The following is an 11,998-nucleotide window of genomic DNA, read 5'->3' as shown; positions in this document are numbered from 1 at the left end:
AAGCCGGGATAACCGGATGAGAGCATACCTCTCCGACAGGATGGGCGCGGCGCTGTTGATGGCGCCGCTGCTCCTCTTTCTTGTGCTGGCCTACGCCTGGCCATTCCTTGGCGTGGTTAAATGGGGCTTCACCCTGCCCACGCCGGGGCTGGGGCAGTACAATGCGCTGCTCACGGATCAGTTGGTGCAGTCGGTCTTCATCCGCACGCTGCGTATCGCCGCGATCGTGACGATCGTTTCGGTTGCCGCCGCCTACGCCATCACCGTTGTCTGGGTACGCGGCACGCCGGTGCAGCGCGTCGTGGCCGAGTTCTGCATCCTGGTGCCGTTCTGGATCTCGGTGCTGACGCGCGCCTTCGGCTGGGTGGCGCTTTTGTCCAATCGCGGCCTGATCAACACCTGGCTGCAGGCGGTCGGCTTCATCTCGGAGCCGCTGGCGCTGGTGCGCAACGAGTTCGGCGTTATCGTCGGCATGACGCATTTCCTCATCCCCTTCGCGGTGTTTCCACTGGCCTCTTCGATGCGAAGCCTCGACGACCGTGTGCTGCTGGCGGCGCGCGGCCTCGGCTCCAGCCGCATGCGCACCTTCTGGTCGGTGTTCGTGCCGATGACCCGCTCCGGCATCATCGGCTCGGCGCTGATCGTCTTCGTCTTTTCGCTCGGCTTCTTCGTCACGCCGGCGATTCTCGGCGGCGGCCGCAGCGTGATGATCGCTGAGCTGATCTATCTCCGCATCTTCCAGAGCCCAGACTGGGGCCTGGGCGCGGCGATCAGCGTGGTGCTGGTGTTATTCGTCGGCGCGCTGATGGCGCTGCTTTTCCGCTATATCAGGCCGAAGCAGTTGGTGTAGCGCGATGCCGACCTACCGCCCCGGTCCCGTCTCGCTGATCCTCGCCGCCCTGGTCGCGCTATTCCTGCTGTTGCCGCTGCTCGCCGTCATCCCGGTATCGCTGACGCCGAGCCGCATGCTGGCGATGCCGTCGGGCGAACTGTCGCTGCGCCATTACCAGGCGCTGATCGAGGATCCGCGCTGGATCAATTCGATCCTGCTCTCGATCAGGATCGGCATAGTCAGCAGCGCCTTTTCCACGGTGCTGGCACTGTGCTTCAGCCTCGGCGTCTGGATGTTCCAGCCGCGCTTCACCGCCGCTCTCGTCGGCTTCGTGCTGCTGCCAATGGTGGTGCCGCCGGTGGTCTCGGCAATCACGCTCTATTTCCTGCTGACCTCGATCTCGGGGTTCTCGTCGTTCTTCGGCTATGACACCTGGCTGGGTGTCGCCATGGCGCATGCGGTGATGACGGTGCCCTTCGCCACGGTGCTGATCCTGGTGTCGCTTAGCCAGCTCGACCGCCGCATCGACCTCGCAGCCCGCGGCCTCGGCGCGACCGTGTGGGAGCGCGCCACCCGCATCATCATGCCCAACATCAAGTTCGGCATCGTCACCGCAGCACTGCTGTCCTTCGTGCTGTCCTGGGAAGAGATCGGCGTCACCCTGTTCATCACCTCGGTCAACGCCATCACGCTGCCGCGGCTAATGTGGATGGGCCTGCGCGACAACATCGACCCGGCGATCGCAGCACTCTCGGTGATCCTGATCGTCATCACCGTGCTGGTGCTTGTGGCGCGCAGCGTCGTGGTCAGGCTGCGCGAGGCGCAGTGAGGGCCGCCTCACGCCGTGGTGACTGGCGCGAATGAAACCTTGCGCTACGATTTTCGTTATAGATGGTTCAACACGTCGAGGGCTCTGCCATGAACCAGGGATGGTTTGCCAAGCCGGTTGCGGTTGCGGCCGGCATCGTGGGAGATATCCGCAACATTTCCAACGCACGGCAGGCTGTCGAGTTGCTGACAACCCACTGGCGTGACGCCGGCAGCGCCAAACACGGATTGGCACTGCGCACATGCCACCGCGCCATGAGCGACGACCGCTGGACCGAAGCCGCCAGGGACGCGTTCGTCGAGGCCGCGCGGGAAGCGCATGTCCTGGTCGAACGAGCCGTTGAACCGCAGGACCGGTCCAGGCAGGCGGGACCGTGATCGATTTGTGAGAGCCTCGGTGGTTCGGCCGATCTATTGCATCTCAGGCAGCATGCAGCCTTGGAATGGCGCTGACGTCAACCTCGCGTTCCGCGTGCCACGCATCATAGGCGGCCTGCATCCTGAGCCAGATCGCGGCGCCGTCGCCGAACATCTTTCCAAGACGGGCAGCGACAGCCGGCGACACCGGCTTCTTTTCGCGGATGATGTCATAAAGCTGCTGGCGCGAGATTCCGAGCAGATTGGCGATCTCCACCTTGGTCTTTCCGGTTGCCGGGATAATGTCGTCAAGCAGCGCTCCAGGGTGGGATGGGCAGCGCTCCATCGGACGCATCGGCTCATACACGCTCATAAATCGCCTTCTCCAATCTGGCCGCCTCAATGGTACTGTTCGAAATCGACGCGGGCGGCATCATTGGCGTCGAATTCGAATGTGATGCACCACGGCCCGTTGACATGCACCGTGTAGCGGATCGGGTTGAAGCCCTTCAAAGCGTGGAAGTCGAAGCCGGGCAGGTCCATGTCATCCGGCCTTTCCGAAACCTCCAAACGGTCAAGCCGGACAAGGATGCGCTTATGCATCTTGGCGTCTATCTTTCCGGTCTTTCCGGTTTGAAAGAGATCCGCCAGCGCCTTGTGCTTGAACGACTTTATCATGCGCTATGTAAGCATATTGCTTACGCACGTCAACTAGGCGTAAGCAAATAGTTTACAGAGCAGTTCAAGCCTATGAAAGGCAATGATCGCGCCCATGGACGCTTGGCCGGATCGGGCGAATACCTGGCAGAGCTATGTCACAGTGCCGCTATCCCATGGCGTGGCGAATAGTCTTGGACAGGCGGCTCAAAAATGCCGGCCTCGACGATGCGTCGAGCTTCCACGACAGCACTGCCGTCGCCATTTTCCGCGGCAACAGCCCGACCGACAAGAACCAGGCGGCAAGGATGGCGCGCCGCCGCAAGGATGCGGTCATTTCGAGGCTGGCGACGGCGCCGGCCGCCCCGAGCGCCAGCCGGGAATCATCGGCCACGGGGTGTCGGCCGCTGTCGGCGCAGAGCGACGCCAGCCGCTCTTCCAGGTGGACCGGATCGTGGCGGACAGCATCCGACGGCACGATGGTCAGGCCGATCCCCGAGGCCTGGTCCGACAGCGCCTGCATGCGGCGGAAATCGTGGGTTACCCGCCAGCGTGCCCGCTCGGCGAGCTTTTCACCGAAGACTGAATGGTTGGCGCCGTGGATCCGGTAGGCGCCGAGGCATTCGTCGATCGATTGGACATGCCCGTACATCGGCGCCAGCGTTGCCAGATAGCCGTCGGCGCCCTGGCGGAATTCCGGCTCCGGTATCGGCATGATCGATTCGAGCGTTGCGCGGTCAAAGGCCAGCCCGCTGGTCACTGTCGTCTGATAGCGGCCCTTGTGCAGGAGTTTCGGCATGACGTCGCCGCTGTCGAAAGGCAATTCGGGCGGCGGAAAGACATCCTTGATGCGTTGCCCCTCGTCGACGATATGCAGTCTGGACTGGACCTGGGCGGTTGCCTCGTCCCAGGTGTCGACGATGGTGGAGACGGCGGTTGGATAAAGATAATCGTCGGCGTCGAGGAACAGGACGATCTTGCCCGAGCTCGCCGCAAATCCGGTGTTGAACGCCGCCGCGTGTCCGCCATTTTGCGCCCGCGGGCATGCGAGGATCTCGTCGCGATAGGATTCCATGATTGTCGTGGAATTGTCCTGCGATGCATCGTCGACGACGATGACTTCGACTTCCGCGTAGTCCTGCTCGAGGGCGCTGTCGATGCTGCGTTTGAGGAACCGCGCATAGTTGTAGTTCGAGATGATGATGGATACCGGAATGACAGGCTGCATCGCGTTTGGCCTCGCATCTTGCTTTGGTTCGGCAAAGGCCCTCATGGGCCTGCCCCTCTTCAAGTGCCCCTCTTCAGGCGCGACGAGTTCCCTCAGAAAAGCTTGCGCTTTCCACCAGGAGGACGGGTCACGTTTCGCTTGCGACTTCGCAGTGAGGCCGCCATTGCCTTCGAGGGCTGCCGCCATAGTCAGAACGCGGTCGGCAGCAAAAGCTCCGACGGTTCGGCAAGGATGATGTTGCAAACCGAGCCCGACGGAAATGTCTCGCTTCACGATCAGGTCGGGAGCGAAGCGGACGGGTGCCCTGAAGGCATGGCGGATACTGGCCTGCAAATGCGGCTGGAACAAGCCCCGCGTCGAAAATAGCGCCACTTCAGGTTGCGTTTCAGGCGGCATGCCGCGACCGCCGGCCCTTTTGCCCCGGAGCCGGCGAACCGCCTCCGGGGCCTTGTGGTCATGTGGCCTAGACGGTCAGGCGGCCTGCAAACCCGGCAGCGACAGGTCGACTTCCTCCGGCAAGTCGCCGGCCATGGCGGCGGCGAACTTCGTCTGGTCGAGTTCTCCCTCCCAGCGCGCCACCACCACTGTCGCCACCGCGTTGCCGATGAAGTTGGTCAGCGCTCGGCATTCCGACATGAAGCGGTCGACACCGAGGATCAGCGCCATGCCGGCGACCGGCACGGTGGGGACGACTGAAAGCGTTGCCGCCAGGGTGATGAAGCCGGCGCCGGTGATGCCGGCGGCACCCTTGGAGCTCAGCATGGCGACAGCGAGCAGCAGGATCTGGTCGCCGTAGGTGAGCGGCGTGTCGGTCGCCTGCGCGATGAACAGCGCCGCCAGCGTCATATAGATGTTGGTGCCGTCCAGATTGAAGGAATAGCCGGTCGGGATGACCAGACCGACCACCGAGCGGTTGCAGCCGGCGCGCTCCATCTTGGCCATCAGGCCCGGCAATGCCGCTTCCGAGGACGAGGTGCCGAGCACCAGCAGCAGCTCTTCCTTGATGTAGCGGATCAGCGCCAGGATCGAGAAGCCGTTGTAGCGGGCAACCGCGCCGAGCACCACCAGCACGAACAGCAGCGCGGTAAGATAGAATGTGCCGATCAGCATGGCGAGATTGGCGATCGAGCCGATGCCGTATTTGCCGATCGTGAAGGCCATGGCGCCAAACGCACCGATCGGCGCGGCCTTCATCAGGATGGCGACGAGGCGGAAGATCGGCGTGGTCAGCGCCTGCAGAAAATCGACGACCGGACGGCCGCGATCGCCGACCAGCGCCAGGGCGACGCCGAACAGCACCGAAAAGAACAGCACCTGCAGGATGTCGCCCTGCGCGAAGGCGCCGGTGATGGTGTCGGGGATGATGTTCATCAGGAAGCCGACGATGGTTGTGTCGTGCGCCTTCTCGGCATAGGCCGCCACCTTGGTGGTATCGAGCGTTGCCGGATTGATGTGCATGCCGGCGCCGGGCTGGACGACATTGGAGACGACCAGGCCGACGACCAGCGCCAGCGTCGAGAACACCAGGAAATAGATCATCGCCTTGCCGGCGACGCGGCCGACCTTCTGCAGGTCGGAAACGCCGGCGATACCGGTCGCCACCGTCAGGAAGATCACCGGCGCGATCACCATCTTGACCAGCTTGATGAAGGCGTCGCCGAACGGCTTCATCGCCTCGCCGGTTTCGGGATAGAAATGGCCGAGCAGCACGCCGGCGGCGATCGCCGCCAGCACCTGCACATAAAGATGCCGGTATAAGGGAAGTTTGCCGCGCGGCTCGGCGGCAGCGATTGCTGTCTGCATGACGTCCTCCATGGCGCCCCGATCGAAAGCTCGACTCCCCGGGGCAGTTGTTTTGACCAGCAGCCTCGCGACTGCTGAATTCGTGCTTGCAACAGCCGTGCCAGATACGCAGAAGAGCTTTTCATCATTGATTTTGTTGAGCATTCGACAACGTCCGCACTGCTGGACACCTAGCCAAGTGCGAATCTCCGCATAGGTCGAATTGTGTTTTGTGCGAGTTCATGCACAAATGGGCGATGCTGCAACGCCCCGCCGGTGCCTTGTCTTCGACGCCCGAGCAACTCGCCAGGCGGGCGCGCCGAGCCTGGCTGCTGTTTGCGGCCATCGCGCTTTTGATCGTCACGGCAGCGCTCTACGGCGCCGGCCTCTATGGCCGCACCGCCGAGATCGGGACCCTGGCGGCGCAGGGGCGTACCGACGCCAATCTGAAGGTCGCGCTGCTGCGCGCGGTGCTCGAAAGCCCGCGCGCCCTGCCGCTGCTTTTGTCCGCAGACCAGCAAGTGCGTGACGCGCTGTCGCAGAAGAATGCCGCGGCAATCGATGTGCTGAACCGCAAGCTCGAGGGGCTGGTCTCGGGCACCAAGGCGTCGGTACTCTATGTCGTCGGCACCGATGGACTGGCGATCGCCTCCAGCAACTGGCGCGAGCCGATCAGCTTCGTCGGCAATGACTACCGTTTCCGCGATTATTTCTCCGGCGCGATGCAGGCCGGAACCGCCGAGTATTTTGCGCTCGGCAATGTCAGCAAGCGCCCCGGCCTCTACATTTCGCGCCGCGTCGGCGATGCAGCCGCACCGCTCGGCGTCGTCGTCGTCAAGATGGAGTTCGACCAGCTCGAAGCCGACTGGCGCGAGGCGAACCGCCCGGCTTATGTCAGCGACGAGAATGGCGTCGTGCTGATCACCAGCGTGCCGTCCTGGCGCTTCATGACAACCGCACCGCTGGCCGCACCTAAGCAAGCCGCGATCCGCGACAGCCAACAGTTCGGCGACGCGCCGCTTGTGCCGTTGCCGATCAAGCACCTGCGGGCGCTCAGCCCGGATGTGTCGATCGTCCACGCGGTGACGCCCGGCGGCAGCGACGCGGAGTATCTCAGCCTTTCCACGACGGTTCCTTCGACCCCCTGGCGGCTCGACTATCTTGTCCCGGTCGAAGCGCCGATCGCCGCCGCCGTCCGCGAAATGCGGCTTCTGGCGCTCGGCGTCGTCGTCCCGCTGCTCGGCCTTGCCGCGTATCTGTTGTGGCGCCGGCAGTCGGCGCAGATGCGGATTGCCGCTGAACAGGCGGCCCGCACCGAACTCGAACGCCGCGTCGTCGAACGGACCGAGGATTTGAGCCGCGCCCGCGACCGGCTGCAGGCCGAGATAACAGGCCACCGCAGCACGGAAGCCAAGCTCCAAATCGTGCAGCAGGATCTGGTCCAGGCCAACCGCCTCGCCATCCTCGGCCAGGTCGCTGCCGGCGTCGCCCATGAGATCAACCAGCCGGTCGCCACCATACGCGCCTATGCCGACAATGCCCGCACCTTCCTCGACCGCAAGCAGACCGGGCCGGCCGAGGAAAACCTCGGCGCTATCGCAGCCCTTACCGAACGCATCGGCTCAATCACCGAGGAGTTGAAGGCATTTGCCCGCAAGGGCCGCACCGCCGCCGAGCCTGTCGAATTACGTGGTGTTATCGAAGGCGCCGTCATGCTGTTGAGAAGCCGCTTTGCCGGCCGGCTCGACGCATTGGCCATCGACCTGCCGCCGCCGAGCCTCAAGGTCATGGGCAATCGGGTGCGGCTCGAACAGGTGCTGATCAACCTCTTCCAGAACGCGCTCGAAGCACTCGACGGCCGCGACGACGCTCATGTGCAGGTGTCGATCGAGGAGACCGCGGACGGCGTGACCGTCGGCGTGTTCGATAACGGACCGGGCATTCCACCCGCGATCCTCAAATCGCTGTTCACGCCGTTCAACACCTCCAAGGAAAAAGGCCTTGGCCTTGGCCTCGTCATCTCGAAGGACATCGTCGCCGATTATGGCGGCCGCATCGAGGTTTCGAGCGACGACAGCGGCACCCGCTTCACCATTCATCTCCAGACAGCAGCGTAAGCCATCATGACGAACGACAATGCCGCGCCGGTGATCCTGATCGACGACGACCGCGATCTCCTCAAGGCCACCGCGCAGACGCTGGAGCTTGCCGGCTTCTCGGTCTCGGCCTTTGCGGTGGCGGCCGAGGCGCTGGCCGGGCTCGACGCCGGTTTTGTCGGCGTCGTGGTGTCCGATATCCGCATGCCTCAGATTGACGGCTTGCAGCTTTTCAACCGCATCCTGCGGCTGGATACCGACATTCCCGTCATCCTCGTCACCGGGCATGGCGACATCGCCATGGCCGTCAAGGCGATCAAGGACGGCGCCTACGACTTCATCACCAAGCCTTTCGCCGCCGACCGGCTGGTACAGAGCGTGCGCCGCGCAGCGGAAAAGCGCCGCCTGGTGATGGAGAACCGGGCCTTGCGCGAGGCGGCCGGAGAGGCGCAGGACGGCCTGCCGCTGATCGGCCAGACGCCGGCGATGGACAGGCTGCGCCGCACACTACGCCAGATCGCCGACACCGACGTCGATGTGCTGGTGACCGGCGAGACCGGCTCCGGCAAGGAGGTGGTGGCAAGCCTTCTGCATCGCTGGAGCCGCCGCGCCAAGGGCAATTTCGTCGCGCTGAATTGCGGCACGCTGCCGGAGACCGTCATCGAGAGCGAGTTGTTCGGCCATGAGGCCGGCGCCTTCACCGGCGCGCAGAAGAAACGGATCGGCCGCATCGAGCACGCCAGCGGCGGCACGCTGTTCCTCGACGAGATCGAAAGCATGCCGGTCTCGACGCAGGTGCAGATGCTGCGCGTGCTGGAGATGCGCGAGGTCACCCCGCTCGGCACCAACGAGGTGCGGCCGGTGGATCTGCGCGTCGTCGCCGCCGCCAAGGTCGATCTCGGTGATCCGCGCCAGCGCGGCGCTTTCCGCGAGGATCTCTATTATCGGCTCAACGTGGTGACGATCTCGATCCCGCCGCTGCGCGAACGCCGCGACGATGTCGCCCTGCTGTTCTTCTATTTCGCCGAGCGCGCCGCCGCCCGTTTCCACCGCCAGGTGCCGGCAGTGCCGGCTTCGGTGCATCGCCATCTGAGCGACCATGACTGGCCGGGCAATGTGCGCGAACTGGCGCATTTCGCCGAGCGGTTCGTGCTTGGGTTGGAGGAAGGCGCCGAAGCACAACCCCCTGCCCCGACCCAATCGAACACCGCCATGAGGCTGCCGGAGCGGCTGGAGCGCTACGAGGCCGACATCATCCGCGAGACGCTTGGCCGCAACGACGGCGACGTCAGGCGCACGATCGAAGCGCTGGGGATTCCGCGCAAGACTTTCTACGACAAGCTCCAGCGCCACGGCATCGTGCGCAGCGATTTTTCCCGGTAACCGCCGCCGGGCCTCGACCGGGCGGCTCGGTTACTTGGCGTCGTGGAAGATGATACCGACAGTGTGGCGCATGCCGGAGCGAAGCCGGCTGACGCCGTGCCTGAGATTGACCCGGTAATTGCCCTTGCTGCCCTGGACCGGTCGATTGTGGACCGCGAAGGCGACCGCATCGCCCCGGCGCAGCGGCACCACCTCGGCGCGGCTTTGCATGCGCGGACGCTGCTCGGTCAGCACGAACTCGCCGCCGGTGAAATCCTTGCCTGGTTCCGACAACAGGATCGCCACCTGCAGCGGGAACGCCAGATCGCCGTAGAGATCCTGGTGCAGGCAGTTGAAGTCGCCGGGAACATATTGCAGCAGGAGCGGCGTCGGCCGCGTCTGGCCCTGCTCGTGGCATTGCTCGAGGAACGCGGCGTGTTCGTCGGGATAGCGCTGCGCAATACCCATGCGCTCGTTCCAGTCGTTGGCGACCGCGGCCAGGCGCGGATAGAGCGCGGTGCGCAAGCCGCCGATCAAGTCGGGCAAGGGATAGCGGAAATAGCGGTACTCGCCTTTGCCGAAGCCATGCCGCGCCATATGGACATGGCTGCGGAAATGGCTCTCGTCCGAATAAAGTTCGGCAATCTGCCGGCACTCCTGCGGCGTCAGCAGCTTTTCCATCACCGCGCAGCCATAGCCGCTCAGCTCATCGGCCAGCTTCCGCCAGTCATATCCGGCAACGCGCACCTCCGCCGATTTCACCGCCGCTTTCGCGCCTATCGAATGGATGGTCATGGCTTCGCCTCCTGTGGCTTCTCTGTCATTGAGATGGGTGAAACGGCGCGCGCGGACCACCCGTTTCTTGCCGGGTGAACTCGTTAGCGATTGTCTCGGGGATTTCGTTGAATACAATGCAGCGGGGCTTGCCGCGATGGGGGGTGATTTGATCGGACGGGTTCGACAAAGGGACGGGGCAGTCCGGCAATTCCTCGTTTGCCTCGTCGTCATGCTGGTCTCGGCGCTCCCGGCCTTGTCCGCCAGCAGCGACTGCGTCAGCGACGATGAGGTCGATCCGGCGGTGCGGATTCCCGCCTGCACGCGCATGATCGAGGATGCGACAGAGCCCGTCGAAAACCGCGGTATTGCCTATTTTAAGCGCGGCAATGCCCTGACGGAACGAGGCGACTATGACCGCGCGATCGCCGACTACAGCGCGTTCATCGGCATCGCACCGACCGTCGCCAGCGGCTACTACAACCGGGGCATCAGCTGGGTCTTCAAGGGCGGCTACGACAAGGGCATCGCCGATCTGGACAAGGCGATCAGCCTGGACCCGAAATATGGCGATGCCTACTACAACCGCGGCGTCGCGTGGACCTTCAAGGGCGAGGACGACCGGGCTTTGGCCGACTATGACAGGGCAATCAGCCTCAATCCGGGAGACGGCAGAAATTACCACAATCGCGGGCTGATCTGGTCACGCAAAGGCGACGACGACCGCGCGATAGCCGACTTCGATCGGGCCATCAGGCTCAACCCGAACGACGCCGGTTCCCTGAATGGCCGAGCCGATGCGTTGACCGGCAGGGGCGAAGAGGAGCGCGCGCTGGCCGACTATGACAAGGTGATCAGCCTCGATCCGAAAAACGCGCATGCCTACTACCGGCGCGGCAACGCCCGGCTGATGGCCGGCGATTTTGACGGCGCCATCGCCGACTACAACCAAGTCATCAGCCTCGATCCGAACGATGAGAGCATCTGGTTCAACAGAGGGGTGGCCTGGTCAGGCAAGAGCGACAATGACCACGCCATCGCCGACTACGACAAAGCGATCAGCCTCGATCCGAAAGACCCCAAAGCGTACTTCAATCGAGGTATCGCCTGGGCTAGCAAGGGAGACAATGATCGCGCCATCGCCGACTACGACCAGGTAATCAAGCTCGACCCGAAACAAGCCCTCGCATATAATAATCGGGGCTTGGCCTGGGTGGCAAAGGGGAACGATATTCGCGCCTTCGCGGACTACAGTCGCGCAATCGATATCGACCCAACACTTGCCATCGCCTACAGCAACCGAGGCTTTCTCTGGAACAAGCGAGGTGAGTACGATCGGGCCATCGCCGAATACGACCGGGCGATTGGTCTCGATCCGAAAAATGCAAGAATTTACCACAACCGTGGCATTGCCTGGATGGGAAAGGCCGGCGATGGTCGCGCCATTGCTGACTTCGATCAGGCGATCCTGCTCGATCCGAATTATCCGTACAGCTACTCAAACAGGGGTGTTCTTTATTTCTATTCCGGCTCGCTGGCCAAGGCGCAGGCTGACTTTGAAAAGGCGGCCGCTCTCGAGCCCGACTACGCCTATTTTGCCATGTGGCTGGATATTGTTGAGCGACGCAACGGCGCGGCGAGCCATTTGCGGGAGGCAGCTTCCAAGCTCGACATGACGAAGTGGCCAGCGCCTGTGGTTCGAATGCTGCTTGGCGAAAAGACGCCCACCGCGACATTGAACGACGCCGATGACCCGGACCCAGCCAAGAAACACGGCAAGTTTTGCGAGATCGGTTTCTACGGCGCGGAACTCAGCCGGCTCAAAGGGCAACGCGATCAGGCCCTATGGCTTTACAGGCATACCATCAGCCATTGTCCAAAGAATTTTATCGAATACCGTGCCGCCAACGCTGCGTTACGCGAGTTGGGTGTTTCGCCGTAACTCTGCCCGACGGATGTTCGTTTGCTAAGAAGACTGATCCGAACACGATAGAGGTGCATTCTGCCAGACTGATCCAAGCCGGCCGGCGTCCATATGTCAGGAGCCTTCGCCAGCGCGATTCCGGTTTTCACTGGCCCGCG

General features: G+C 63.3%; 11 protein-coding genes. 6 read left to right on the top strand and 5 right to left on the bottom strand.

Annotation, left to right across the window (positions count from 1 at the left end):
• Nucleotides 1-16 precede the first annotated feature (16 nt).
• The 3 genes from NKI70_RS10295 to NKI70_RS10285 all read left to right on the top strand — a co-directional run bounded on the left by NKI70_RS10295 (nucleotide 17) and on the right by NKI70_RS10285 (nucleotide 2,038).
• Nucleotides 17-850 carry an ABC transporter permease gene (locus tag NKI70_RS10295; RefSeq protein ID WP_352724554.1) on the top strand — a complete coding sequence of 278 codons (834 nt, stop codon included), beginning with the start codon at nucleotides 17-19 and terminating at the stop codon, nucleotides 848-850.
• A gap of 4 nt (nucleotides 851-854) precedes the next feature.
• On the top strand, nucleotides 855-1,661 hold the full coding sequence (locus tag NKI70_RS10290) for an ABC transporter permease (RefSeq protein ID WP_352724553.1): 807 nt from the start codon (nucleotides 855-857) through the stop codon (nucleotides 1,659-1,661).
• Nucleotides 1,662-1,750: 89 nt separating this feature from the next.
• Nucleotides 1,751-2,038, top strand: coding sequence for a DUF982 domain-containing protein (locus NKI70_RS10285; RefSeq protein WP_352724552.1), 288 nt, complete (start codon nucleotides 1,751-1,753; stop codon nucleotides 2,036-2,038).
• A 43-nt stretch (nucleotides 2,039-2,081) separates the two neighbouring features.
• On the opposite strand, the gene NKI70_RS10280 is transcribed toward NKI70_RS10285, so the two are convergent.
• The 4 genes from NKI70_RS10280 to NKI70_RS10265 all read right to left on the bottom strand — a co-directional run bounded on the left by NKI70_RS10280 (nucleotide 2,082) and on the right by NKI70_RS10265 (nucleotide 5,705).
• On the bottom strand, nucleotides 2,082-2,390 hold the full coding sequence (locus NKI70_RS10280; protein WP_352455430.1) for a HigA family addiction module antitoxin: 309 nt from the start codon (nucleotides 2,388-2,390) through the stop codon (nucleotides 2,082-2,084).
• Nucleotides 2,391-2,416: 26 nt separating this feature from the next.
• Nucleotides 2,417-2,695: a type II toxin-antitoxin system RelE/ParE family toxin gene (locus NKI70_RS10275; RefSeq protein ID WP_352679068.1), complete on the bottom strand. Its 279-nt coding sequence runs from the start codon at nucleotides 2,693-2,695 to the stop codon at nucleotides 2,417-2,419.
• Nucleotides 2,696-2,843: 148 nt separating this feature from the next.
• Entirely contained in the window at nucleotides 2,844-3,902 is a 1,059-nt protein-coding gene (locus NKI70_RS10270; protein ID WP_352724551.1) for a glycosyltransferase, read from the bottom strand.
• Between the two features lie 471 nt (nucleotides 3,903-4,373).
• Nucleotides 4,374-5,705 (bottom strand): dicarboxylate/amino acid:cation symporter, encoded by a 1,332-nt coding sequence (locus tag NKI70_RS10265; RefSeq protein WP_352587190.1) that lies wholly within the window; start codon nucleotides 5,703-5,705, stop codon nucleotides 4,374-4,376.
• Between the two features lie 236 nt (nucleotides 5,706-5,941).
• Here NKI70_RS10265 and NKI70_RS10260 point away from each other — a divergent pair, with 236 nt between their 5' ends.
• Both NKI70_RS10260 and NKI70_RS10255 read left to right on the top strand, forming a co-directional pair.
• Nucleotides 5,942-7,801 (top strand): sensor histidine kinase, encoded by a 1,860-nt coding sequence (locus NKI70_RS10260; protein WP_352724550.1) that lies wholly within the window; start codon nucleotides 5,942-5,944, stop codon nucleotides 7,799-7,801.
• 6 nt (nucleotides 7,802-7,807) lie between these two features.
• The gene (locus NKI70_RS10255) at nucleotides 7,808-9,163 is read left to right on the top strand and encodes a sigma-54-dependent transcriptional regulator (protein WP_352724549.1); all 1,356 of its coding nucleotides are present in this window, start codon (nucleotides 7,808-7,810) and stop codon (nucleotides 9,161-9,163) included.
• A gap of 30 nt (nucleotides 9,164-9,193) precedes the next feature.
• Here the strand turns inward: NKI70_RS10255 and NKI70_RS10250 are convergent, their stop codons facing one another.
• The gene (locus NKI70_RS10250; RefSeq protein ID WP_352724548.1) at nucleotides 9,194-9,937 is read right to left on the bottom strand and encodes a 2OG-Fe(II) oxygenase; all 744 of its coding nucleotides are present in this window, start codon (nucleotides 9,935-9,937) and stop codon (nucleotides 9,194-9,196) included.
• A 37-nt stretch (nucleotides 9,938-9,974) separates the two neighbouring features.
• Between NKI70_RS10250 and NKI70_RS10245 the strand changes: the two genes are divergently transcribed.
• A complete protein-coding gene (locus NKI70_RS10245; protein WP_352699479.1) occupies nucleotides 9,975-11,858 on the top strand; it encodes a tetratricopeptide repeat protein in 1,884 nt (627 codons plus the stop codon).
• The last annotated feature ends 140 nt before the right edge of the window (nucleotides 11,859-11,998 follow it).

It is taken from the genome of Mesorhizobium sp. M0500, from assembly GCF_040321165.1.
Lineage (GTDB): Bacteria > Pseudomonadota > Alphaproteobacteria > Rhizobiales > Rhizobiaceae > Mesorhizobium.
Note: the sequence above shows the minus strand (reverse complement) of the source record. Positions and strands in the feature narration are given on the sequence as shown.